The sequence below is a fragment of the Citrobacter amalonaticus genome, from assembly GCF_037053465.1.
Lineage (GTDB): Bacteria > Pseudomonadota > Gammaproteobacteria > Enterobacterales > Enterobacteriaceae > Citrobacter_A > Citrobacter_A amalonaticus_H.
On record NZ_JBALIF010000004.1, the window covers coordinates 13,027 to 38,192 of the forward strand.

At 51.1% G+C, this 25,166-nt stretch carries 22 protein-coding genes and 3 pseudogenes; 11 read left to right on the top strand and 14 right to left on the bottom strand.

Features of this window, described 5'->3' with window-relative positions; all coding sequences use genetic code 11:
- Positions 1 to 269: 269 nt before the first annotated feature.
- Complete coding sequence (locus tag WB371_RS07810) at positions 270 to 962, bottom strand: alpha/beta hydrolase (protein WP_336219513.1); 693 nt, start codon at positions 960 to 962, stop codon at positions 270 to 272.
- Positions 963 to 1,025: 63 nt separating this feature from the next.
- Between WB371_RS07810 and WB371_RS07815 the strand changes: the two genes are divergently transcribed.
- From WB371_RS07815 to WB371_RS07835, 5 genes are all read left to right on the top strand, one after another.
- Complete coding sequence (locus WB371_RS07815; RefSeq protein WP_336219514.1) at positions 1,026 to 1,910, top strand: AraC family transcriptional regulator; 885 nt, start codon at positions 1,026 to 1,028, stop codon at positions 1,908 to 1,910.
- Between the two features lie 510 nt (positions 1,911 to 2,420).
- Complete coding sequence (locus WB371_RS07820; protein ID WP_336219515.1) at positions 2,421 to 3,356, top strand: HvnC protein; 936 nt, start codon at positions 2,421 to 2,423, stop codon at positions 3,354 to 3,356.
- Between the two features lie 754 nt (positions 3,357 to 4,110).
- A complete protein-coding gene (locus WB371_RS07825) occupies positions 4,111 to 5,367 on the top strand; it encodes a condensation domain-containing protein (RefSeq protein ID WP_336219516.1) in 1,257 nt (418 codons plus the stop codon).
- A 66-nt stretch (positions 5,368 to 5,433) separates the two neighbouring features.
- A complete protein-coding gene (locus WB371_RS07830) occupies positions 5,434 to 6,174 on the top strand; it encodes an SDR family oxidoreductase (protein WP_336219517.1) in 741 nt (246 codons plus the stop codon).
- A gap of 37 nt (positions 6,175 to 6,211) precedes the next feature.
- Positions 6,212 to 7,903, top strand: a complete 1,692-nt coding sequence (locus WB371_RS07835) for a thiamine pyrophosphate-binding protein (RefSeq protein WP_336219518.1) — start codon at positions 6,212 to 6,214, stop codon at positions 7,901 to 7,903.
- A 21-nt stretch (positions 7,904 to 7,924) separates the two neighbouring features.
- On the opposite strand, the pseudogene WB371_RS07840 reads toward WB371_RS07835, so the two are convergent.
- Positions 7,925 to 8,321: pseudogene (locus WB371_RS07840) on the bottom strand (IS3 family transposase); the annotation flags it as partial.
- A 710-nt stretch (positions 8,322 to 9,031) separates the two neighbouring features.
- Here WB371_RS07840 and WB371_RS07845 point away from each other — a divergent pair.
- On the top strand, positions 9,032 to 11,242 hold the full coding sequence (locus WB371_RS07845) for an Ig-like domain-containing protein (protein WP_336219519.1): 2,211 nt from the start codon (positions 9,032 to 9,034) through the stop codon (positions 11,240 to 11,242).
- A 32-nt stretch (positions 11,243 to 11,274) separates the two neighbouring features.
- On the opposite strand, the pseudogene WB371_RS07850 reads toward WB371_RS07845, so the two are convergent.
- A pseudogene (locus tag WB371_RS07850) lies at positions 11,275 to 11,439 on the bottom strand (IS256 family transposase); the annotation flags it as partial.
- 46 nt (positions 11,440 to 11,485) lie between these two features.
- On the opposite strand from WB371_RS07850, the pseudogene WB371_RS07855 reads away from it, so the two are divergent.
- Both WB371_RS07855 and WB371_RS07860 read left to right on the top strand, forming a co-directional pair.
- A pseudogene (locus tag WB371_RS07855) lies at positions 11,486 to 11,596 on the top strand (transposase); the annotation flags it as partial.
- A gap of 75 nt (positions 11,597 to 11,671) precedes the next feature.
- The gene (locus tag WB371_RS07860) at positions 11,672 to 12,010 is read left to right on the top strand and encodes a hypothetical protein (RefSeq protein ID WP_336219520.1); all 339 of its coding nucleotides are present in this window, start codon (positions 11,672 to 11,674) and stop codon (positions 12,008 to 12,010) included.
- A gap of 186 nt (positions 12,011 to 12,196) precedes the next feature.
- Here WB371_RS07860 and WB371_RS07865 read toward each other — a convergent pair whose 3' ends face one another.
- The 10 genes from WB371_RS07865 to lsrA form a co-directional block, all read right to left on the bottom strand.
- A complete protein-coding gene (locus tag WB371_RS07865; RefSeq protein ID WP_336219521.1) occupies positions 12,197 to 12,943 on the bottom strand; it encodes a class I SAM-dependent methyltransferase in 747 nt (248 codons plus the stop codon).
- A 10-nt stretch (positions 12,944 to 12,953) separates the two neighbouring features.
- Complete coding sequence (locus WB371_RS07870) at positions 12,954 to 13,211, bottom strand: YjhX family toxin (RefSeq protein WP_043001077.1); 258 nt, start codon at positions 13,209 to 13,211, stop codon at positions 12,954 to 12,956.
- A gap of 299 nt (positions 13,212 to 13,510) precedes the next feature.
- Complete coding sequence (locus WB371_RS07875; protein WP_336219522.1) at positions 13,511 to 13,903, bottom strand: VOC family protein; 393 nt, start codon at positions 13,901 to 13,903, stop codon at positions 13,511 to 13,513.
- Positions 13,904 to 13,911: 8 nt separating this feature from the next.
- The gene (locus WB371_RS07880; protein ID WP_336219523.1) at positions 13,912 to 14,655 is read right to left on the bottom strand and encodes an epimerase; all 744 of its coding nucleotides are present in this window, start codon (positions 14,653 to 14,655) and stop codon (positions 13,912 to 13,914) included.
- 10 nt (positions 14,656 to 14,665) lie between these two features.
- Positions 14,666 to 14,956 carry a (4S)-4-hydroxy-5-phosphonooxypentane-2,3-dione isomerase gene (gene lsrG / locus WB371_RS07885; RefSeq protein WP_336219524.1) on the bottom strand — a complete coding sequence of 97 codons (291 nt, stop codon included), beginning with the start codon at positions 14,954 to 14,956 and terminating at the stop codon, positions 14,666 to 14,668.
- A 48-nt stretch (positions 14,957 to 15,004) separates the two neighbouring features.
- A complete protein-coding gene (gene lsrF / locus WB371_RS07890) occupies positions 15,005 to 15,880 on the bottom strand; it encodes a 3-hydroxy-5-phosphonooxypentane-2,4-dione thiolase (RefSeq protein WP_336219525.1) in 876 nt (291 codons plus the stop codon).
- A gap of 28 nt (positions 15,881 to 15,908) precedes the next feature.
- Positions 15,909 to 16,931, bottom strand: coding sequence for an autoinducer 2 ABC transporter substrate-binding protein LsrB (gene lsrB, locus WB371_RS07895; protein ID WP_336219527.1), 1,023 nt, complete (start codon positions 16,929 to 16,931; stop codon positions 15,909 to 15,911).
- Between the two features lie 11 nt (positions 16,932 to 16,942).
- Entirely contained in the window at positions 16,943 to 17,956 is a 1,014-nt protein-coding gene (gene lsrD, locus WB371_RS07900; protein WP_336219528.1) for an autoinducer 2 ABC transporter permease LsrD, read from the bottom strand.
- A complete protein-coding gene (gene lsrC, locus WB371_RS07905; protein WP_336219529.1) occupies positions 17,956 to 19,005 on the bottom strand; it encodes an autoinducer 2 ABC transporter permease LsrC in 1,050 nt (349 codons plus the stop codon). Before lsrC ends, lsrD begins: the two co-directional genes overlap by 1 nt.
- Positions 18,999 to 20,552 (bottom strand): autoinducer 2 ABC transporter ATP-binding protein LsrA, encoded by a 1,554-nt coding sequence (lsrA, locus tag WB371_RS07910; RefSeq protein ID WP_420704032.1) that lies wholly within the window; start codon positions 20,550 to 20,552, stop codon positions 18,999 to 19,001. Before lsrA ends, lsrC begins: the two co-directional genes overlap by 7 nt.
- Positions 20,553 to 20,800: 248 nt before the next feature.
- On the opposite strand from lsrA, the gene lsrR reads away from it, so the two are divergent.
- The 3 genes from lsrR to WB371_RS07925 all read left to right on the top strand — a co-directional run bounded on the left by lsrR (position 20,801) and on the right by WB371_RS07925 (position 23,820).
- A complete protein-coding gene (gene lsrR / locus WB371_RS07915; RefSeq protein ID WP_336219853.1) occupies positions 20,801 to 21,757 on the top strand; it encodes a transcriptional regulator LsrR in 957 nt (318 codons plus the stop codon).
- A gap of 107 nt (positions 21,758 to 21,864) precedes the next feature.
- Positions 21,865 to 23,457, top strand: a complete 1,593-nt coding sequence (lsrK, locus tag WB371_RS07920; protein WP_336219531.1) for an autoinducer-2 kinase — start codon at positions 21,865 to 21,867, stop codon at positions 23,455 to 23,457.
- 12 nt (positions 23,458 to 23,469) lie between these two features.
- On the top strand, positions 23,470 to 23,820 hold the full coding sequence (locus WB371_RS07925) for a cupin domain-containing protein (protein WP_336219532.1): 351 nt from the start codon (positions 23,470 to 23,472) through the stop codon (positions 23,818 to 23,820).
- A gap of 161 nt (positions 23,821 to 23,981) precedes the next feature.
- Here the strand turns inward: WB371_RS07925 and WB371_RS07930 are convergent, their stop codons facing one another.
- On the bottom strand, positions 23,982 to 24,665 hold the full coding sequence (locus tag WB371_RS07930; protein WP_336219533.1) for a helix-turn-helix domain-containing protein: 684 nt from the start codon (positions 24,663 to 24,665) through the stop codon (positions 23,982 to 23,984).
- Positions 24,666 to 25,166: the final 501 nt, after the last annotated feature.

Genomic DNA, 25,166 nt, shown 5'->3' on the forward strand with positions numbered 1-25,166 from the left:
GTGTTTTGTCACAATGTGATGTCAACGCTACAGAGAACAAAAGGGAAGAAGGACCAGAAGAGCGAAGGAACTATATATAGACCCATTTTAGTTCCATCCCGGCCAAATAATGGTGCTGTCGATATTCCTCCGGTGTCATATTGTTCAGTGATTCATGCGGGCAAAAACTGTTGATTCAAACGGTAATCCGTTATCCATAAACCGGGTAAATCAGGAGTGGCGAACAAGAGCGAACGCCACCCGTTATTTTTGCTACTCTGGCGCTATTTTTACGATGTCGCGTCTGCGGCTTCCACAATCAGTTGAGCAACACCCTCAGGTTGCGAAGCCAGGGAAGCATGACCTGTCTCAAGCGTAATAATCTTCCGGGGGGAGATACGTGCCGACATCGCCTTCTGGTTTTCAGGATTGATCATCCGATCCTTGCTGGAAATTTGATACCACGAGGGTTTCTTTTTCCATGCCGGTGCAGTAATGGCGCCAGCAAAGGTTGCCCCAAGCGGCGCTTTTTGCGTCACAGACATCACCCAGGCCTCTTCTTTATTAAGATCCTGACAGAAGCTTTCATGGTATTTGTCATAGTCTATCCAGAGATAGCCGTCGCTATCAGGCGCAATACTGGAAAATGCTTCAGGGGGGAGTTTCTCGGTTAGTGCTCCGGGGCTTTCCCCTGCGTCAGGCGCAAAAGCAGCAATATAAACAAGTCCCACCACGTTTGGCAGATCGCCTGCCTCGGTGATGACCGCTCCGCCATAGGAGTGACCGACAAGCAGGACATTCCCCTTCTGCTGACGTACCATTTTTTGTACACGGCTGACGTCATCAGCCAGCGATGTTAAAGAGAGTTCAACGGCGCGGACCTTGCGATATCCTTGCCGATTAAGCTCGAGAATGACTTTGCTCCAGTGTGCTGCGCCACCCCAGAAGCCATGAACGAGAACGATTGTGGTATCTTTTGACATTATGTATTTCCTCGTGTTGTGCAGGTTGCCATTAAAGCGTAGCCAAAATAAATAAGAGAATCTATGACGAATAGAAGCAAAAACATTGCACATACTCCTGATTTAATGGATGCCTTATCAGATGTTCTGACCTCGGTCCGTTTTAGCGGAGGGCATATTGAGGCGTATTCAACTGGCGCAGCGCATGAACTGACTTTTGAGCGGCATGAACGTTCACTGCTGATCGTCAGAAGCGGGACACTACTTTTTCATTGCCGGGACGCCGGGGCTGAACCTGTCGAATTGTATGAAGGCGACATCGTTCTGCTGGCGTATGGTTCAAATTTTTCTCTGTCGCTCCCGGAGCCGTTGCCAGAGACCGGTTGCGAATGGCTGAGGGGAACGTTTTACCTTGATGAGCGATTGTGCGAACGTCTTTTGTGCTGCCTGCCGAAAGTCATTATTTTACGGCGGGTATCGCAGGGAGCGATGGACTGGCTGGAAACGGCGTCGCGCTTCATTCTGAGTGAGATTCAGATGCCCGGTCCGGGTGGGGCGGTGATGGTATCTCGTCTTATGGAGCTGATGCTTATCAGGGTGTTACGCCTGTGGGCGCTGGAGCCGAAAGCGCAGGCGAGTTGGCTTTTGGGGGCCATGGATCCCGCGATTGCCCGCGCGTTGAATGTGATGCATTCAGCGCCGGACAAGGCGTGGTCAGTGGCAGGGTTGGCAAAAGCGGCGGGCCTTTCACGTTCCGTTTTTGCGGCCCGCTTTGTTGCGCTTGTTGGTCAGCCACCTTCACGATATCTCATCGGTCTGCGCCTCGATAAAGGTGCAGAGCTCTTACAAAGGACGAAACGGACAATTGCGCAGGTAGCTGACAACACCGGATACACATCAGAAGCGGCTTTCAGTCGGGCTTTCAAACTGAGGTTTGGCACCAGTCCCTCCCGCTGGCGTCAACAATAATTAACGCTGCCGGAACCATCCGAAATCACAGATTGGCTGAAATGGCGTTCTGGATTGCCGACAGCGATGATGGCGACATGCGGACTGCTCTTTATGTCGCCATTTGCGGCCCGGCACTGAGCATCACTGGGACATAATGACGTTAACAATCCATGCCTGCGTGTGGTTTTTTTCATTTATGAGGAGCAGAAGACTGAGCAAAATTATCATGGGAAGCAGACGCGATTTAGATATTGAGCCGTGATTTATAGTTATAAGCTTAATTTATTCGCATTCACAATTTTAACTTTTTTGCTCTGGTATGGCGAATTGGCAAAATTTGCGAGCATTTGGTGCAAAATATGCCCAGCGAGGTTGTACTTATTGAATTAGCATCGCCCCTGACGTAATCAGTCATTTCAATGTTGAGTAACAAAAATTAAAGAGGAAGGGCGCGTTTATTTGCGTCATTCAGGTTGGTGGTTGCTACTCATTTTAACTATGTTTAATCGTCATTATCAGGACTTTGATATGAATAAATTAATGGTATTGGCCGCAATGTCTTTATTGCTGGCATTTAATTCTTTTGCTTTTGATCATCACCCTGGTGAAGCTGATTTCAGACTGGAGCATAATTCCAGGGACTATTCAGTTGCAACGGGAGAGGACATCGCTAACTATTTAAATCAAGATTATAATAACGTACAGGATAATTGTGGTTCTAGTACTGAACCAGCCTTTCTTTGCACCGGGGTAATGATTCGTGCGGCATTACCAGGTGCCGGATATCATATATGGGATCCTAGTCCATCAGCTCTGTCGACGGGGGGTATTTCATTTTCATATTTACGTGCCGATGATAACTCGACCAGGTTTGTTCATAATGAAACCAGTGGGTTCATTTTTTATCCCTATTATTATGCGCCGGAAGATAAATATACTGATATTGATGTGATGTGTTCTTTTCCTTTAGATGCTGATACAGTTAATCGCGACCAGAATGGTTGTGGGAAGCATAGCGGCGACTATCCAAAAAGTTCACCTTGCCAGTCTCAGGGGATTATGACGGGACAGGCTTGGTATGAAAATGATACCTCGATGGATGGTCAGTGCGGATTTGATGTCAGCGATAATAGCCCATACAATACCGCCGATGGTTTTTTACAGTCGATTAAAGCCAGAACATATCTGAGTGAGTCAAGCCGTGAGGAGCAGAATGAAATCCGGTTGAAGACCTGGGCGTCAGGTATGGAACAAACGCTACCTATTGAGGCGTTCTGGTATATAGCGGGAGATGCTGAAGGATTATCTGATGCGCAATATAATCAGAAAGATATTGTCAATACGACAAATGGGGCCGTATGGGTTCCTGTGATTATGGTAACGCCGCCGGCTAACACCTCAGGGATCTATACCTTTACTTATCGGAAATCAGACCAGATAATTTTAGTTCATGAAGCAAAGTAAGACAGTAATTCTAAATATTATTATCTAAATTATATGTGATGATAAAGAGTTATTGTTACTCCTTACTTTTTACAAAATGTTTAGTAAGACAGGTGATGTTTCTGCAAGCCTCTTATCCATAAAAAAGTATAACTGTTTTGTGGATAAGAGGGCTAATAGAGCGGAATCATACGTTAAGGCGATAACTCATTGTTTAAATTTTATGTTCTCAGTTCTCCACTCAGAATATCTTCCGGTAGTATGAACGTGTAATGGTCGCATATTGATATGCCCGTGTATCAGTGGGGGGATAACCGGGCGATATCCTCTTCCCAGTTTTATTGACGACGGGGGCAGCACCGACACACCACGGTAGCCCATGTAATCCTGATTATCAAATATCTGTAAGATGAATAACTTAGTTGTGATGAACCATTAAATTTATCAGGCCCGAGAGTACGGATGCTTATCAGCATTAACCATCGAGAATATATTTTTGTGGCAGTGTGTTGATATAAGAAAAGCATATTATCTTGCCCGGAATATTGAAAATGAAAAATGAAAATTATATTTGCATATGAGTTCGTATCATGTATGGTTATTCCATGTCATCGCTTCAGTGATGATGAATATGTTAAGGCTAAATGATAATATCTTATTGTTTATAATACGTTACCTTCAGACAGCGAAGTCGCCCTGGATATACAATATATTTTATATGTATGGTGTTTACGTTAAAAACCATCAGCATTAATAAAATTTTTTGTGAGGGCTTATGAGTAAAGAAACCGCAGGCGAATCCTTTCTTCGGGCGCTTGGCCCGCTGGAAACCTACGCATGGCTAATCGATCCCATTAGCCCAAAACATTTCACGGTAACCGCCGAGGTCGTGGGCGCGACTTCTGTGGATGCCTGGGCCGCTGCGTTTCACGCAGTGCAGGCGCGCCATCCTTTAATTAACGCTCGTGTTAATACTGACCGCAGTCAGCCTCTTCATTTTGTCTATGACTCCTCAGCTAAAATTCCACTGCGTGTTGTGAGGCTGGATAAAATAACTGATATTGAACAAGAGATTAAACGAGAGTTCTCTGCGCCATTCGGCATTGGCGATATTCCTTTGCTCAGGGCGGCACTGCTTTATAGCGACACACGCTGCATCATTATCATTACTTCCCACCATTCAATTGCCGATGGTCTGTCACTGACCCATTTTATTCGTGACGTGCTGGACTCGCTGGCGGGTAAGGTGTTGGTCAACCTGTCCTTGCAGCCCACTGTCGAGGATATTTGCATTAAGGCTGATACGCCCGTAGCCAGTATTAATATGCCAACGGGGACCCAGACACCTGTTCCCTATACTGAACGTAGTCTGGCAAAACTGAACGTATTCAGACGCAGGCTCTCCACGGAGCTTTCTTCCGGCATTCGCCTGCGGGCAAAAAAAGAAAACACAACGGTGCATGGTGCCCTGTCTGCTGCCTTCGCGCTTGCGTTTGCTCATACATCACCATTAACCGATTCAAACAACCCCATCCGCATCTGTACACCAATTGATGCACGTAAGTTTTTTGCCCTGGATTACGGGCTGAGCTTTTCTGTCCTTTTCCCTACCTACGGCTACGATGTTCGTCCAACCACAAAATTCTGGAATCTTGCTCGCGCGGTGACGGATGACCTGCAGCCGATTCGCACCCAGCAGGGCATGGCGACATTTATCAACCATTTCCAGACCTTTATGAATAACCCTGAGCTTAATGAGATAATCAATTTTGATAAGCAAAGCTGTGCGCCAGATATTTTGATCTCAAATCTGGGTGTGCTTCCCTTTTCGTCCCGGTTCGGCGAGTTAACGTTAGAATCCGTTTGGGGGCCGAATGTATTAATAGGTACTGAAGGGGAGCAAACCATCGGTGTCGCCACATTGCATGATACTATCCATTTAATTCACACCAGCTACAAACCTTTACCTGAATTCTTAAATACTGCCGAAAAGATTTTAATTTCATCTTTAGAGGAGAATTCACTACTTTAATAAATAGCAGTACATGGTATTTAAATGTTAATAATCTGAGTTATTTATTCTTTCAGAGGTGGATACATGAGTCATTTAAACGAACGGGTTATTATTGTTACCGGAGCAAGCAGTGGAATTGGCGAAGCTATTGCTCTTTTTCTTGCCGAAAAAGGCGCGACTTTAGTACTTGTTGCGCGGCGTCTGGAACGTATTAACGCCCTGGTTGATAAAATTACGAAAACGAATGGGCGGGCCATTGCAATAAAAGCCGACGTAACAAAACTCAGTGAAGTCAAAAATGTAGTCAGTACCGCTATTTCAAAATTTAACCGAGTGGATGTACTTATTAATAACGCAGGTTATATGGCAATTGCTCCCTTGTCTGCACTGAAAACCGAGGAGTGGGAGCAAATGATTGATACCAATATTAAAGGCGTGCTTAACGGCATTGCCGCTGTCCTGCCTGTTTTCGAAAATCAAAAAGCGGGTCATTTTATTAACGTGGCTTCGGTCGCGGGTATTAAAGTACTGAGCCCGGGCGGTGCAGTATATAGTGCGACAAAATTTGCAGTCAGAGCGCTCAGCGAAGGTTTGCGATACGAAGCAGGCAGTCACATCCGCACCACAATTATTTCTCCCGGAGCCGTCGAAAGTGAATTGCTGCATGGCAGCTCAGATCCCGCCAGTAAAGCGTTTCTAAGTGAATTCTATCAGCAAGCTATCCCGGCTCAGGCTATAGCTAAAGCGGTCGCTTACGCCATAGAACAACCTGAAGATGTTGATGTGAATGAGATAGTTATTCGCCCCACGCGTGAAGAATACTGACGCGCTCTAACGCTCATCTGAATAAGGTAACCAGACCATGAAATCCATCAATACCCTGGTAGATTTCGCGCCGCGTTCGGGCGCAGATATTCTGCTTGAAGTCCTTGAAAGTGAAGGCGTTGAGTATATCTTTGGCAATCCGGGCACCACAGAATTACCGCTTATCGATGCGCTGCTTCGCCACGAAGATATCCATTACGTTCTGGCCCTACAGGAAAGCAGCGCGGTGGCTATTGCCGATGGGTATGCGAAAGCGTCAGGCAAAACAGGTTTTCTGAATTTACATACTGCAAGTGGGCTGGGCCACGGTATGGGCAATCTGATTAACTCAAGAATTATGAAAACGCCGCTCGTGGTGACCGTCGGGCAGCAGGACACTCGCCATTATGTCCGCGAGCCTTTGCTTTATGATGATGTCGTATCTATTGCCTCTCCGGTAGTGAAATGGACAAAAGAAGTGACCAGTGCCGCACAACTGCCAGTGCTGGTCAGGCGGGCCTTTCACGATGCCAGCTATCCCCCGGCGGGGCCGGTGCTGTTGTCACTCCCCATGGATGTTATGGAAGAGATGCACGACGCCAGTATTCTTGCCTCTTCACGGGTAAATTATCATACCGTAGCCAGTTCACTGGATGAGCTGGCGACAGAGTTAAGCAATGTGCAGCCTGGTAAGCTGATGATGATTGCTGGAGATGAGATCCACAGCAGCCAGTCTACTGAAGAAACTGTCCTGCTGGCAGAGATGCTGGGGGCCCACGTCTACGGTTCTTCATGGCCGCTAAACCTTCCTTTCCCGCCTCATCATCCTCTGTGGCGGGGGAATATGCCCACGACGTCAAGGGATATTGCAAAAATCATCATGAACTATGACGCCGTCTTTATTCTGGGCGGTAAAAGTTTAATTACCATTCTCTACAGCGAAGTCGATGCTATTCCGCAGGACTGCGTTGTTTATCAACTTTCGTCGGATACCAACGAGCTGGGCAGGACCTATCCGACAAGGCTGTCGTTGATGGGTGATATCAAAATCTCACTTGAGCAGCTATTACCCAGACTTGAACGCCTGACGTGGCGCAAGAAAGAGGTCTATCAGAAACGCGTTAACGAAGCGAAAAGCGAACGTGAAAAAGTCCAGCAGCAATTAGAGGATTACTTCACATCTGAATTTGTTCATCCCATCATTTCACCACTGGTCGCGGCACATGAGGTGCTTCGCGCGATCCCTGCGGGGGTCACCATTGTTGATGAAGCCATTGCAACAACAAATTACATCAGAAAATTCATTTCCGACCAGCAGTATCAACGGTATTACTTTATGCGCGGCGGTGGACTGGGATGGGGCATGCCTGCTGCGGTAGGTCATTCGTTGGGGCGGGGCCGCGAGCCGGTAGTATGCCTGGTGGGCGACGGCGCGGCGCTGTATTCCCCTCAGGCGTTGTGGACCGCCGCACATGAGAAAATGCCAGTTACTTTTATCGTCATGAATAATTTTGAGTACAATGTGCTGAAAAATTTCATGAAGAATCAGCCTGGCTACTCCTCCGTTGCATTGGGGAAATTCATCGGTATGGATCTGGTGAACCCTTGCATTGATTTTCAGTCGCTTGCGACGTCGATGGGCATCAGCGCCTGCCGTATCACCCAGGCTGCAGATATTGCAGCGGCAGTTAAAACCGGTATAGCCAGCGGGAAGACGAATCTGATTGAGGTGGTGATCTCCGCGGGCTAAATTTATTGCCTTTATATTGAACATCAGTCGCCGCGCCAGTTGCCGGCCTGCATCAACGCCACTCTGGCGCAACATCTGGCTGATGTGCCCGGTTACTGGCTGTGACACGGGTGAGAGCATGGAAAGCTCTCAGCCGACTTCGTAATTCAATTCTTTGCACATTAACAGGACGCTTCACTTGCGCGTAATAAGTGCTACGGTGAACACCGAATAAATGGCAAAGAACCTGCGCTGGTCCCTTTGCTTTGAGCCGTGTGATAAGCGCGATAGCTTGCCAGGGACTGATTTAGTATTTCTTTTCCCATCTGAAGGCGCTTTATCTGCGCTTTACGCTATTGAATTTCGTGTTGTTCAGAGGGATTAGCATTACCTGTGGTCTCATACCCTGAAGTTTCTGCTTATACAGTCGTATCGTTTTTGTTTTTTAATGATTAAATAACTTATGATTCCATGTTGCTCGTAAAATATGACTGCGAATACTGATATCGAAATCACTGAATTATTACAAGGTTATCGACAGTTTTCCTTTTTTTTGTCAGGTGATTAGGGGTATTTTATTTCCAGGAACTCGTGACAATAACAGGCAGTAAGGTCGTAGTAACTGATTATATTTTCAATATCCACCATGCAGGAAGCAGAAAACATCTAAAAAGCTCATTTCCTTCACCTTTTTTACACAGTGTTTGTTTACAAACTATCTATTCTGACAGAGACACCTAAAACTGCTGAAAATGTATTTCCGGTACCAGGAATGCAGGCTGGCTGTTTTCTTCATCCATTCAATTTATTAAGGATTGAAAATGGTCACAACATATTCTTTTACAACGGGCCGTATTTCATGTCCCTGCTGACAGCATCACGCCTGTGGGTAATGGCTATGGGGAAGGGGGATACCAGGTTCATGTATAAAAGCGGCGGTATCGCCTCATCCCGGTCTCCGGCTCCACCACGGCTTTCGTTAACGTCAGTACCCGCCACGCTGGTGGGTTTAATGTCACGGACACCGCGGCAGAAAGTGTCATGTTCACCCTGTCACTGTCGGACTTCGGCAATTATGTACAGGGGATTCTGGCTTTTAGCGGCCTGTCTCAGGCCTTTTGTTAATTCTCCTTTAGTAAGGAATATTCTATGTCAGACACCCTTTCAGCAGGCAGCAGCCTGATTTTTTATACCGGTAAAAATTATGCCGGTAACGCACAGCAGATCACCCATGGCGTGACTGGCGAACTGGCTGGCAGCTCCGCTACCTGGGACTACCAGTCTGTCGCCCTGTCCGCCATGGACGCGTATGTGTTCAGCGTTGTTAATACCGCTGACACCACTATGAACTATCTGGGCCACGTGGAGGCAGTTATCAGCGTCAGCCAGGCTGACCTGACTCTGTTGTATCCTTCCTCTGATCAGTTTCCGCTGAACTATCTGGGCCTCGACCCGGCACAAGCTGCGGTAGTGTGGCTGGATGTGGACGCGATCCAGGCGGCCCCGAATGCCGTGGCGTCCACGGCGCTGGTGGGAGGGGGGAGCAGCAGCATTACTACCCTGAGCCTGCCGGGGCGCCCGGGGGCGCTGGGTTTTGTGGCGAAAACCGAGGGCAGTTCGGTGGCGGCCAGTTGCCGGTACGGGGATTACAACACGGCGAACGGCACGGTGACCTGGAGCGGCACCGGCACGCTGGTACTGGAGTACACCGGCGGTATCGTCACGCTCATCAATGGCGGGGGCTTCCCGGCGGGGTGGACATTCAGCGCTCCGCAGTTACAGGGGGATGGCAGCTGGGCGGTGACGCTGAACGGCGGCGTTCCGGCAACGGACACCATCAGCAGCGTGACGGCGAACCCGGGCAGCATCGTGGACGATGGCGTGAGTAGCTCAGTCATTACGGCGACGGTGCTTAACGGCAGCGGCCAGCCAGCCAGTGGCGTAACCGTCACCTGGAGCACCAGCCTCGGGGCAGTGGCGCCGGCATCGTCGGTGACGGACACGAACGGTCTTGCCACCACGACGCTGACGGACAACGGCGCACCGGGAACGGCCACGGTCACTGCCTCCATTACTGGCAGCAGTAAATCCATCAGCGTGACGGTGAATACCGACGTTTCAGGGTTGACTCTGTACAGCGATGTGAACTGGGCTGGCAGCAGCGCTGTGCTGGCGGAGCATGACAGCACAGTGCTGCGCGACCCACTATACGCCTGGAACTGGGAATCCGTGAAGAGTGGCGGGGAGCATCTGATGGCCCGGACCCTGTTCACCGATTCCACGGCCTTCGATTTCCGTACTTACATGGATACCTACAGCGCTACAGACGTGACCGACCTGACTGTTGATTACCCGTTGCTTCTGACAGCACCGCTTGTACAGGGTACCGTGCTGGGCGAAAATGACGTAATCGTCCGGGTCCTGCTTCTGCCGACGGACAGCAGTCAGAAAGTGGTGGCTTGTGCGACACAGAGTTGGCCGCAGATCATGCAGACTGCCAGCGTGACGAACGGGGCAACATCGGTGGAGGGTATCTTGGTGGTGATGAACAAAATCTCGGGAACCACAGTGGTGCCGTTGCAGGTGGGAAGGATGGATGATAGCGGTGTGATAGACTGGCTGTATACGACGACCTTGGTTGCCAGTTGGGATGAAAGCAACCAGCTCCCGGTTATAGTGCTGGGGAGAGATGCGCCGGAAGGCTGGCTGCTGTTACCCTGCCAGCCAACAGCAAGAGCAGGAGAATTTAAAACGGCTCTCAGTGGTATTGTACTGACGCGTATATACTATGTAACAGATGCACCAGCTAAAAATAAACTCAACACTGATGAAACTTATACCTCGACGAATAAAATTATAATTTATGGCTCTGGTGGTGATATTGTTACGTGTACACTCAGTGGTGGCGCTATTTTTATGGATAATAATGCTAATTCAATTACAATAACACTTGGTAGTTCTACCCCCTACAGTCTCAATGTTGTAGATCAGGTTGTTGAGACTGTAAATGTAGTGACCACTATAAATGGTGTAAATATGCCAGCCGGCACCTTGAATTTTACTGATTTTATTTTTCAGGGAAATTTAAGATTAGCGGCAAATAATGGGGCTCCTTCGGATGGAGTATCTGTGAATAGTGTATACTTTGATACAAAAGAAATCACCCCGAACACGGTAAATGTTACTCTCGGAGGAAGTGCGGTATTTTTAAATACGACGCTGCAAAGCAAATCATTTAGTCTATCAGTGCCTCCTCAGGATTTAACTTTTGATATAACGGACACTGTTTCTGAAAGTATCACTGTTACATGCACTGTATTAAATCAGGAGCCTATCTATTGCCTATCAACGTTTAGTTGAGAGCGTTCAGAATTCTGTGTTACGTTAAAATTCTACAGCGTCATCACGTTATTCTTCCACCCTTCAACATAAATAGCTAACTGTGACAATGTCAAATTCCAGCTCTGGATGGGCATTGTCCATTTCTCCTGTGCGTTAATCAGCCTCAGATAATGGACTGATTCGATGGCATTCGTAGTGTAAATGATTTCGCGGATATTCAGCTCGCGACATACCAGCCCGACCCCGTGGGTACCACTAAAACAACCTCAGCGCTATTCTGACCTTGCCATCACGACTGTCCTCGTGATTAAACGTGTATTCCGGTTGTCCCTACGGGCCGCACAGGGTTTTATTGATTCCATTTTTGCCCTGACGGAACGTTGTTAACCCGCCTGTGACAGGGTAGGGTTAAGGAGGCAATGGTGCCTTTTTAACCGGGGAACGACGATGAAATTCACCACGTGTTTGTTAAATGCTTGCATGATTCTGCTGTGCGCAGGCAGTTTTGCCGCACACGCCAGCGATATCAGCACAGCAAACCAGTGCCTCGCTTACGGAAAGCGAGTCATGAAAGAGAATCCGCAGATGGTGAGCCTGCTCAGTCAGGCAAAAATCATCAGGGACAGTATTCAGGTAAACAACTATTCACAAGCGCTGGGTAAACAGTTTATTTCTACAGAGCTGGTGGCGAAAATTCACAGCGGCAAGGATCAGTCCGCGAATATTTTGTGCCTGTTTGAATCAGATGATAAGCCGCTTTATTTTCATCTGACATTAATGGACTAAGGCTTCACCAGGATGATCGTGGGTATTCATAACTTTCATTGCCGATAATGGTGTTTTTACTTCAGAAGCGGTAGTTAAAATCTGCATTCACGTTTCCGCCAGGTGCTGGCATAGCAAAAGGGAGCGCAATGGCTGGAAGAACTGAAAAGCGGTACAGTCCTTTCGGGCTGTACCGCTTGCTCTATGCTATCGTGCTATTAACGCAAACACGCCCCAGCCAAAGTATTCCCGGGTCCAGGTGACATGCCGTTTTGGCGCGATTGTCAGCTCTGCCCGGATCTCCGGTGCAAAATCATCGTCAGGGTTATTCTCCAGCCAGCGGCGCAGGGTCATCCATTTCGCCGCTTCATATCTGTCCCAGCCTTCCTGGTCTGCCAGCACCATTTCGACCAGGTCATAACCCTGTTCGCCGAATGAGGCGACAAGGTCAGGAAGCGTGAGAAAGTCTGCGATGGAGGAGACGCCGCAGGCCTGAGCAATCTCTTCCGTTGCGGGGACCTGACGCCAGTAAGGTTCGCCGATGAGGATCATACCGCCGGGTTTAAGACTCTGTGCCAGCAGCGCCATCGTCCCGGCGACACCGCCGGCAATCCAGGTGGCACCGACGCAGCCCGCGACATCATATTGTTCATCCGCGACGTATCCGGCCGCATCGTTATGAACAAATTGCACGCGATCGCTGACGCCGAGTTCCTCCGCACGCTGCTTTGCCTGAGAGGTGAACAGGGGGCTCATGTCGATACCGGTGCCGGTAATACCGTAGTCGCGTGCCCAGGTGCAGAGCATCTCTCCCGAGCCGCTGCCGAGGTCAAGAATTCGTGTTCCTGGCTGCATGCGTAACACGCGGCCCAGCGTGGCGTACTTTTCAGGCGTAAAGGGGTTATGAATGCGGTGTTCGCTTTCGCTAATAGTAAAAATGCGTGGGATATCCATGATCCTCTCCTTAACGGTTATCGGGCTGGGCGCGGACGTTATTCAGCCCGGTGGTGTTAATGCGATAAGGCTGACCGTTGACGGATTTGATCAGCTTTTTGGTTTTGAGTTTTTTGAAGACGGCGAGCGTGCAGTCGGCAAGCAGCAGCCCTTCGCGGCTGTAGCATTCAACGGCGGTGACGCGGCCTGAAGCATCGCGGACGTGTGCAATACGTCCACCTTTGGCGAGAACGTGTAAGGTACGTTGTTCCTGACGGGATAAATTCATACTGGAAAACCTGTTTCATCATCATGTGCAAAATGTGCAAACACACAGCGGTGTCCGCATTCGATTTCGGCGCATTGATAATCAGTCCGGCCTGTAAAGGTCGGGGGAACTGATTATCAGATGATGACATTCTCCAGCATCAAAGCCTCGGGTTGAGTTGAAAAAGTATTTACGGGGTGAATGATAACACCCGTTTATTATAAGTGAAAAGGCAGGGGGCAAAAATGTGATCCTGAACGGGCTCTCCTGGCGGCAGCGTGTCGTACTACCGACAGGATTGTCGCCAGGAGATGAAGGCGTCAGACAGTTTTGGCGTAATAGACAAAGGCCAGCTTGTTCCCATCCGGATCGCGCACGTACGCGCTGTGAAATCCTTGTCCGTAATGAGGGCGATGGCCCGGCGCGCCTTCATCCGTACCGCCCAGGCTGAGCGCGAGCGCATGGAGTTGCTGAATATGTTCAACGGAACGGGCATTCAGCGCCACCATTGTGCCGTTACCGACGCCCGCCGGTTGCTGGTTAAAGGGTTTACCTACGCACAGGCCAGTGGTGCGATTGTCACTGAAGGTTCCCCAGGATGCGCCTTCATCACTACGGCCCGCTTTCGGATGTCCAAGCTGTTCCATCAACGGATCATAGAATCGAATAGCGCGTGGCAGGTCATTTGTTCCTAACATGATGTAAGAAAACATAATCGTCCTTATTTTGCGGAATGAATGGCAGTAAGCCAGCGAGGGATGTTATCCGTCAGGGCATCATTCCTGAAAAGCGCGCTGCCGGATACCACGCGATCGACGCCGCTGGCGATGATCTCCGGAAGATCTTCCAGGGCGAGCGAACCGTCAACTGCCAGCAGAACGGAATCGCGTTTTCCGGCGGCGCTGAGCAGGGCGACAACCTGAGCGATACGTCTCAGTAAGGCCATTTTGCTGAGTTTACTCCCGTAACCCGGATTCACCGCCAGAATCTGCACGATTTCAACCTCTTCAATCACTGGCAGAATAGATTCCAGCGGCGTTGCCGGACACAAACTGATCCCACGCAGCACCGGCATAGCGCCGCCGGAAACATCCGCGTTTTGTTCACCCAGCCAGTGGAGCATATGGTGCAGGTGCGGTGTGTTTTCTGACTGCAACGTCACGCAGTGCGCACCCGCCTTTACGCTAGCCTGCACGACGGGCCAGGGATTCTCCACCATCAGGTGAACGTCCTTGATCCTCTGCTGGGGGAGTTGTGCGATAGCCCACGGGCCGACGGTGAACTGGGGACAAAAATGACCGTCCATCAGATCCAGATGAAGGATCGGTTGTTCAAGCGCTTGCAGCGTTTCCAGGTCTTTCGCGAGCCTGAGCCACTGGCCCGCGAGAATACCGATACTTAACGGATAACGCCGCATTTCCAGGACGCACTCTGCGCGGCTCAGACCGGCAAAAAGACGGTTCATGTTGAGATCCTTATGGCATCAATCCATTGAAGACACGCTTTTTGCGTGGGCCAGTCATTAATGATTCCAGCCTGGCGACGCAAGCCTGATAGTGTGGCGTGGTTTTATGAAACGCGACGGCTGCTTCATCTTTGTACGCTTCATAAATATAAAAGCGGCTTTGAATTTCCGGATCCTGCAAAACGTCGAAACGCAGGTTACCCTCCTCGCGTACCGACCCCAGATGATTCAGGCGAAACACCTCGATAAACTCGTCGATTTTGTCCTCATGGACATTTATTTCCACCAGCGTGACATGCATAGTTAACTCCTTGAAAAGCACGGGCCCGCATCAGGGGCCCGCGTTCGATCAGTTTTTCTCGCTCAGATAAAGTTCGTAGGCGCGCTCTGCGGTTTCATTGTGATGTACAACGGCGTGAACTGCTTTCATCATGGCGACCGGATGATCGGACTGGAAGATATTGCGGCCCATGTCCACACCGGACGCCCCCTGGTCGATTGCCTGCCAGCACATCTCAAGCGCATCGCGTTCCGGCAGTTTTTTGCCGCCAGCAATGACGATAGGCACAGGACAACCTGCCGCGATGCGCTCAAAACCCTTATCAACGTAATAGGTCTTGATGATCTGCGCGCCCATTTCCGCCGCGATACGGGTGGCGAGCGAGAAGTAACGTTGATCGCGCGCCATATCTTTCCCTACGCCCGTAACGGCCATAACGGGCATGCCCACTTTGATCCCGGCGTCGACAAGATTAATGATGTTTTTAATCGACTGATGCTCGTATTCACTGCCGATATAGACCTGCGCCGCGACGGCGCAACTGTTCAGGCGAACGGCGTCGTCGATTGACAGCGCCACTGCCTCGTTGCTCAGCTCCGTCAGAATGGAGTTCGCACCAGAGGCGCGAAGTACCACCGGCTTATTGGTGGCGGGTGGTACAACGCTACGCAGGATCCCGCGCGTACACATCAGGACATCGGCGAGCGGAAACAGGGGGGCGATATTGATATCAATTCGCTCCAGCCCCGTGGTCGGTCCCTGAAAATAGCCATGATCGAAGGCGAGCATGACCGTTTTCTCCGTGTCGGGATTAAAAATGCGCGACAGGCGGGACTGCATCCCCCAGTCAAGCGCGCCGCAGCCTTTCAGCGTAAACGGGGTGTTGCGTTGTGGCGTATCCGTATGGAAATCTTTGCCATCTTTAATGTCATCTAAATCAGCCATGATCTGCTCCACTGTGAGGGACTAAAAATCAGAAATCGTATTTGCCGATGTTCTCTTTGTTGAACACCACGCGTTCAGGCAGCAGAACAATGCCGTTGCCTTTGGCTTCGTAGCTGTACCCCTGAACGCTGTTAGGGGAAACCTCAACCTGGCCGACGCCCGGAATATCCAGCTTGTCGCCGGTATTCATCTCGCCTTTTTTCAGTAATGCGTCAGCGACATACACCGAAATCTTGCCCTGCTGGACCACATCCCACAGGCCAAACTCTTTCACCGTGCCGCGTTCCACATACGGGCGCATCACGTTAGGCGTACTGAATCCAACAATCGCCACATTGGTGTTCTTCAGGTTCTCAGCGGCCTGAGCGGCGGCGGGGAGGGCATTGGCATCCGGCGCGATAATGGCGTCGAGATCGGCGTAAGCTTTAATAATGCCTTCCGCGGTTTGCAGCGATTTTGTAGCGTCGTTATAGCCAAACTGGGTGGTGACAATCTCCCAGCCCGGATGATCCTTCGCGATTTTGTCTTTTGCCTCTTTCACCCATTGGTTCTGGTCGGTCACCGTTGGGCTGGAATAGAAGAAAGCGACTTTGGCTTTCTCTTTCTTCACCTGATTCGCCGCCATATCCACCAGCATGCTGCCTAGCTGGGCCGGTGTGCCCTGGTTGATGTAATACGAACGACACTCCGGTTTGGTATCGGAGTCCCAGGTGAGAACTTTCACGCCACGCTGCATCGCGCGTTTGAGCGCCGGACATAAACCGTCAGGCGAAACGGCGGAAACCACGATGGCGTTATAGCCCTGGTTGACGAAGTTATTGATGAGCTGAACCTGACCGGACACGCTGGGCTCGGTCGGTCCGTCGTAAGTGACATCGACGCCCAGCTCTTTACCGGCTTCCAGGGCGCCGTTACCGCCACTGGTAAAGAATCCCACGCCAACCAGTTTCGGGATAAACGCGATCCGCTCTACGGCGTAAGCGTTAAGGGTAAAGGCCGCCAGGCTAAGGGTACTGATTACGGCAATTTTTTTAATGCTCTGAATAGTCATGTACTTTTCCTTTAGGGCAATGGGTTTTCGAGCTGACGGCTGGCACGGCGACGCGCCAGCCAGTCCTTAATTTGTTGACGATGCAGGCTGACGGATCGACCTACGACGACGACAATAAGCAGCGCGCCGGAGAGGGCGCTGGATACCTGATTGGGCACACCAGCCATTTGCAGACCTTGCTGCAAATAGCCCACTAACAGCGCAGCGATAGCGGTTCCGAGAATCGATCCGGACCCCCCATAGATATTGGCCCCGCCCAGAACGACCGCGGTAATGGCCGGCATCAGGAAAGAGGCGCCGAGATCGGAACGCGCGGAGCCAAAATAAGAGACCAATAGCACCGCCGCGATCGCGGAGGCGAAACCTGTCATGGCATACAGCGCATAAAGCGTGCGGTTTACCGGAATGGCGCTGTACAGGGCGACGCGGGCGCTCTGTCCAATCAGGAAGACGTTACGTCCGGCATGGGTTCTGTGCATCAGCAGCCAGAAAAAGATCACGCAGACGAGGAAGAAGATCAGCGGCACAGGTAGCCCCAGCACGTCGAGATTGGCAAAATCGGTGAAGCCTTGTGGGAAACCGCCAATCCCTTCATAGCCGGTCGCTCCCGCCATCCCGGACAGTAATAAAGCGCTGCCGCCAAACAGGTACAGCGTCCCGAGGGTGATGACCAGCGGGTTTACCCCGGTGTAGATAATCAACCCGGCGTTGATCAATCCGCACAGCGCGCCGAGCGCAAGCGTCAGGATGATCGCCAGCGGGAGCGGAATTCCGCCCTGGAACATGACGCCTAACGCAATAGCGCACAGTCCCATCGTGGAGCCAAATGAGATATCAATCCCGCCGCTGACAATCACCATGGTTAAAGGCAGAGCGACAATACCGATGCAGATAAAGTCGCTGGTGCTGAACAGCAGTACGTTCAGATCCAACAGGCGTGGGTTCAGCGCGCCGAATCCCAGAATTTCAATCACCAGCAGCGCGGCAAGCGCCAGTTCCCAGCCATAACGATGTAAACGAGTCATCAGGCTACCTCACGTTTTTTGGCGGCGCCCACCGGGTCAGCATCCTTTTTGACTGACGGGTGCGGCGGTGACGGTGGAATAAAGCGGGCATATTTCTGGCGACGAAGGTTGCGTTCCAGCGCACAGCGCAGGCGACCGTCGAACACCAGGACCGCCAGCAAAACCAGACCGGCAATGAAATCATTCCACCAGGCCGGAATGCGCAGCAGGACCAGAACGCTGTCTATTTGGGTCAGGAACCAGGCGCCCAGAACCGCGCCAATAATCGTCCCTGAACCACCCAACAGGCTGATCCCGCCAAGAACGCAGGCGGCAATGGCTTTCATCTCCAGCCCGGTTCCGGTCTGATTGGGGATGAAACCAATTTGCGAGGCAAAGACGATACCGGCCAGCGCCGCCATACAGCCATTGAGCGAAAAGGCCAGAATCCGGATGGCTTCGGTACGCACGCCCAGTTGCCGCGCGCCCTGTAAATTATCGCCGGTAGCATAAAAACAGCGGCCAAAGGCGGTTTTTGCCAGCAGCCAGGCCATCAGCAGCATCAGCAGCAGAGTCAGCCAGCCAATGGCGGAGATCCCGAGGAAAACCGGCATCGACAATTGTTTTAGTTCTGCGGGTAAACCTTCAATCCATTTCCCACCGGTCCAGAGCAGCATCACGCCGCGATAGAGGCCAAGCGTCCCCAGCGTGGCGACAATCGCCGGAATTTTGAGCCACGCGACCAGCACGCCGTTGATCAATCCCGCCAGCAAACCCAACAGCAGTGTCGCCACACAGGCCAGCGCCAGAGGGTATCCCGCGTTGAGCAGTATCCCCAGCAGAACCGCGCACATCCCGGTGATCGAGCCAACCGAAACGTCGATATTGCGCGTCAGCATCACCAGCGTCGCCCCCATCGCCAGCAGCATGAGGATCTGGGCGCTGCTGAAGATCATCGTCAGCGTCTGAATACCCAGGTACTGGCTGTCGAGAAAGCCCGGCAGAAAGAACAGCAGCAGGACAGCCAGCAGCGCGGTCACCTCGCGGTTATTCTGGATAAATTTCAACATGGCGCCTCTCCTGTCTGTTGCGTGGTCCCTGAACCGTGGTCGCCAAAGGCAACGTGCATGATGGTGTCGACATTGATTTCGTCGCCCTGTAACGCTTTACTGCCGGTTTCTCCCTGGTGCATGACGAAAACGCGATCGGCCATCTGTTCGATCTCTTCCAGATCTGACGAGATAAACAGCACGGCGACATTCTGCGCCGCGATACTTCTGATGAGCTGATAGATGTCATTGCGGGCAGAAACGTCCACGCCGCGCGTGGGTTCATCCACAATCAGCACCTGCGGTGAGGCTTCGAGGCACTTGGCGATCAGGATCTTTTGTTGATTACCGCCTGAGAGCGTGCGGGCGGGTTGTTCTGCATCGTTCAGCTTGATATTGAGCGCGCGGCGGTAACGTTCGAGCGTGGCGCGATCTTTTTCCGGTTTAGCCCAGAAACCGCTGTGGTTGTGCGTTAATGCACAGACATTCCACGCCAGCGACGCGTCCAGATTCAGCCCTGACGATTGTCTGTCCTCAGGCAGGTAAACCAGCCCGTGCAGCAGGCGCTCGCGGGTGGACAGCGTCGAGATATCCTGCCCTGAGAGCAGTACGCGTCCGGCTCTCAGGGGACGTAGCCCGTAGAGGGTTTCTGCCAGTTCGGTACGTCCGGCGCCGACCAGCCCCGCGAGGCCTAAAATTTCCCCGGCGCGCACGTCGAAGCTGACGTTCATAAATCCTTCCCCGGTCAGATTCTCCAGGGTCAGAACCGGCGTCCCCGCTTCGTGCTGTGAGCGATTACCGGGCAATTCCAGCCACAGCTTTTGTGTTGCACTCAGGGCGTTCGTTCGGGATGCTGGCGTAATCGCCTGAATGATGTCGTCGGTGGTCAGGTCCGCCGTTTTCCCGGAAAGCGCAATGGTGCCGTCACGCATTACGCTGATACAGTCGGCAATCTGGCGTATTTCGGGCAGCTTATGGGAGATAAAGACGATCCCGACGCCCGTGCTCAACAATTCCCGCAGTCGGCTGAACAGGCGATCCGTTTCGGCGGGGGTGAGCGATGCGGTCGGTTCATCGAGAATTAAAATGCGGGAATCACGCATTAACCCACGCATGATTTCAACCATCTGTCGGTCGGCAACATCCAGTGAACCCGCGGGGCTATTGATATCAAACTGACACCCCAGCGCGACCAGCATGGCGGCCATTTTTTGCGTTGAGTTCTGATGTTTGGGCAGGCCAAAGAGAATATTCTCTTTTACCGTCAGGCTGGGGAAAAGGAGCGGTTCCTGCGGCACAAGATAAATCCCCAACTGATGCGCCAGCACCGGCGTCAGTTTTGTGCAGCGGGTTCCCTCGATCTCAATAATGCCGCTATCCGCAGGGGTGATCCCGGCGATGATTTTCATCAACGTCGATTTCCCGGCGCCATTTCCACCCAATAGCGCATGCACTTCACCTTTGTGCAACACAAAGTCAATGCCTTTCAGTACCTTGACACCGGAGTACTGTTTGTGAACCGATCGGGCGCTGAGCAGCGGTGCGATCTTTTCCTGACTCATTTGCATGTCACCTCCGTTCACCCGTATCGCTTTGGGTTGAACAAATGTATTGTGCTATTCGAATTGTTCATAACCTTATGGCCTAACTGCTCATAAAACCGACGAACAGATCACGTTTTATGCTAAAATGATCATCGTAATTTAATTTGTTCATGCATGCATAACTGAAATGTGCATTAAGTCACAGTTATTAACGAGTAATGAATGAACAATTGTGTTCAGAATTTAGATATGTTCAAAGTGAAGACAGAATGATGACAATGAATGACCCAATGATCTCCGAACAAGGAATGAGTGAAGAAGAGCTGGTGGCGCGCATCGCGTGGTTCTACTACCACGATGGTATGACGCAAAGCGACATCAGCGACAAACTGGGACTGACGCGTCTTAAAGTGTCGCGGCTGCTGGAAAAAGGCCATCAGTCCGGGATTATTCGCGTGCAGATTAATTCTCGTTTTGAGGGCTGTCTTGAATATGAAACCGAATTACGCAGCCGCTTTGGCCTGAACAATGTGCGCGTGATCCCTGGTCTGTCTGGTGCGGATGCGAGTGTTCGTCTGGGGATTGGCGCGGCGCACATGTTGATGGAGTCGTTACAGCCGCAGCAGATTCTGGCGGCGGGTTTCGGTGAAGCGACCATGAATACCTTAAAGCGGCTCAGCGGGTTTATCTCAGCCCAGCAAATTCGTCTGGTCACGTTGTCGGGCGGCGTTGGACCTTATATGACAGGGATTGGACAACTGAATGCCGCCTGCCCGGTGAGCATTATTCCGGCACCGCTTCGCGCCTCTTCGGCGGAGATTGCCCGTACCTTAAAAAATGAAAACAGCGTGCAGGATGTGCTGCTGGCAGCGCAGGCCGCTGACGCGGCGATTGTCGGCATCGGCGCAATCAACCAGAAAGAGGAGGCCACCATCATTCGCTCTGGCTATATCACTCAGGGGGAGCAACTGATGATTGGGCGCAAAGGCGCGGTGGGGGACATTCTGGGGTATTTCTTTGATGCCGAAGGGCAGGTAATCCCTGACATGAAAATCCACGATGAACTGATTGGATTAACCCTCAACACGCTGAAAACGATCCCGACGGTGATTGGTGTGGCGGGCGGCGTGAATAAAGCGGAAGCGATCGCTGCGGCGATGAAAGGGGGATATATCAACGCGCTGGTCACCGACCAGGACACTGCCGCCGCGATTGTCAGCGGCCAGTAAGCGAATCTGCTGCGCGCTGGCGCCGCAGGGCTGTAACCGAATTTCCGTTTGTACCGTGGAGAACGCATTGACGACCTGAAAGAAATAATAAGCCGAGGACTAAAACAATGGCCCGACTCTGTACCCCCTCTGAATCAGCACATTATCTGATGGCGCTGGACGCCGGAACCGGAAGCGTCCGGGCGGTGATTTTCGACCTGGAAGGCAAACAAATTGCCGTGGGACAAGCGGAATGGCGGCATCTTGCCGTTCCGGATGTTCCCGGTTCAATGGAATTTGATCTGGAAAAAAACTGGCAACTGGCCTGTGAATGCATCCGCCAGGCGCTGCATAACGCCGCCATAGCGCCAGAGGCGATTGCAGCCGTTGCGGCCTGTTCGATGCGCGAAGGTATTGTGGTCTATGACGCAGAGGGAACGCCTGTCTGGGCCTGCGCGAACGTGGATGCGAGAGCTGCAAGAGAGGTCAGCGAGCTGAAGGAGATCCACGATTACACTTTCGAAAATGATGTCTATCGCAGTACCGGACAGACGCTGGCGCTGAGTGCGATTCCTCGCCTGCTGTGGCTGGCTCACCATCGGTCGGATATCTATCGTCGCGCCTCGACGGTGACGATGATCAGCGACTGGATGGCGTATATGCTCAGTGGTGAACTGGCGGTGGACCCTTCCAATGCTGGTACAACGGGCCTGTTGGATCTCAAAACGCGCAACTGGAGGCCCGCTTTACTGGAAATGGCCGGGCTGCGCGCCGACATTCTTTCCCCGGTCAAAGAGACGGGAACGTTGCTGGGAAGCGTCACCGCCAAAGCCGCCGCACAGTGTGGGTTGCGGGCAGGCACGCCGGTGGTGGTCGGCGGTGGCGATGTTCAGTTGGGCTGTCTGGGGCTTGGGGTTGTGCGTCCTGCGCAAACTGCGGTGCTGGGAGGCACATTCTGGCAGCAGGTGGTCAATTTACCCGAGCCGATTGTCGATCCTGAGATGAACGTTCGCGTTAATCCGCACGTTATTCCTGGCATGGTACAAACCGAATCCATCAGCTTCTTTACCGGCCTGACGATGCGTTGGTTCCGCGATGCGTTTTGTGCCGAAGAGAAACTGATTGCCGAACGTCTGGGCGTTGACGCCTATACGCTACTTGAGGAGATGGCCTCCAGGGTGCCCGCCGGGGCGTGGGGCATCATGCCGATTTTCTCGGACAGGATGCGTTTTAAAAGCTGGTATCACGCGGCCCCTTCGTTTATCAACCTCTCCATAGACCCGGAAAAATGTAACAAAGCCACGCTGTTTCGCGCGCTGGAAGAGAATGCGGCGATTGTATCGGCCTGTAATTTACAACAAATAGCTGATTTTACTGGTATTCATCCGACTTCGCTGGTGTTTGCCGGAGGCGGTTCAAAAGGCAAACTCTGGAGCCAGATTCTGGCGGACGTATCCGGGCTGACCGTTAACGTTCCTGTGGTTAAAGAGGCAACGGCGCTGGGCTGTGCGATTGCGGCGGGCGTCGGGGCGGGGATCTGGTCGTCTATGGCGGAAACCGGGGAGCGACTGGTGTGCTGGGAACGGGAGCATGTGCCGGATATGGCGAAGCATGAGCTGTATCTGGCGTCTCGGGAAAAATGGCAGGCGGTGTATCAGGAGCAGCTAGGGCTGGTCGATCACGGGTTAACCACCTCTTTGTGGAAAGCGCCGGGTTTGTAAAAGGAGATCGCAATGATTAAAACCAATGAAGCGCAACATGAGTACCGTTTTGGCGACAATGGCCCTAAGTATCTCATTCGTGGTCCGGTATGCGATATGGGCGTCGTTGTGATCCAGCCGGGCCAGTCCTTCCCCAATCATCGTCATATTGAAGCCTGCGAAATTTTCTACACGCTGGCAGGTGAAGTGACGGTGTATCTGAACGGTGAGCCGCACACATTAGTGGCGGGGGATGTACTGCACTGCGATCCCGGTGAAGCCCATTTTCTGGTAAATAACGGGAAAATGCCCTGGAAAGGCGTTTTTGTTAAATCTCCGCACATACCAGGGGACAGCCACCCGGTGGAACCGTCAATGTATTAGTCTGCGGGCAATCAGAACAGATCGGGGAATTTCGGTAGCGCTGCACTTGCGGGTGCAGCGTCAACAAAGGATGTTCGCAAAGACCTTTATAATCACCTTTCAGACGCGAAGGGGACGAGTCATAAAGACCGCAAAATTTTCTCAAAGAAATGGTGAGCTTTTCAGAAGTTTTCCGGTAGATTGCTCATTCCGGTTAAAAATCCTCCCCAGGCAGTATTCACATAACCGCCACGTTGCAATTCAGAAATAATATGCATAACGGTACTGCGCGATAAAGGCGCACGATCAAGAATATAGCGTGGTGCTGACACCGTTTTTTTAATTTCTTCGGGCTGTTGGTTCAGGTCGATTAAGAGATTGCGAACGACTTGATAGGCTTTTGGGGGGGCGACCAATGCATTTTGTGCGACGGTACGGAACAGGGCATAGGCCAATATCACCGTAATGTTCTGCCAGAGGTGGGGGTTATTCTCCAGACAACGATTGAGGTCACTTTCCGTCACACGCTGGACTTTCGCAGGGACTTCAGCACGATGATACCCGGCGCTGCAATGCGAAAATATGTTCCCCAATCCAATAACGAGCGGGGGATATAAATAGGAGATAATCATTCCCGTGTCATGATAGCGATAGGAGAAGTATCCCTTATGCAATAAATAAATGACCTTCTCGTCTTTACAAGTCATTGCTAATTTATATTTGGCGGGAATACTCAGAACGTCTCCATACGGCTTTAGAGCATCAAAGAGTTGCTTAATTTCTTCATCAGGGCGAGGGAACGATACCCCAGCAAGCGTAAACGCTAATGATGGTCCTGAGCGTAATTCGGGTTCAGATTTAGTCATTGTTATACTCATGTAATTTTTCTGTTTTTCTTAACATTCATAATTTTATTCTTTTGCAACAACGTAGAAATCATCTTGAGATATTCACTGCGTTCCTGCAAATACACTGTATTATGCCTGAGATAATAAATGCAGATAGCCATGCTGTCATTGAAAACGAAAACTTCCATCCAAAATTGGACTCATTGATGATGCTAGTGCAGGAACAAGTAAAATATTCAGCTCTTTATTTGGGAATAATATGTATTGACTTATTTTATATGAAAGTCCAGGCATATAGCTAATTGAGTTTCAGATTTTATATTTTTCCTTAAGTGATTTCATGGTTAGCTGGTTGTTTTTTAATTTAAAATCATATGGTTACAATCTTTTTTCTTGCTCGCCTTCTTCCGGAGTTCATCTGGGAGAGGGGGGTGAATTGTCCGAATTTGGATTGATTTCCAATTGTTAAGTTAACGGAGGAGGATTATTCTTACTTTCGCTTAATTTTAATTTTATTTT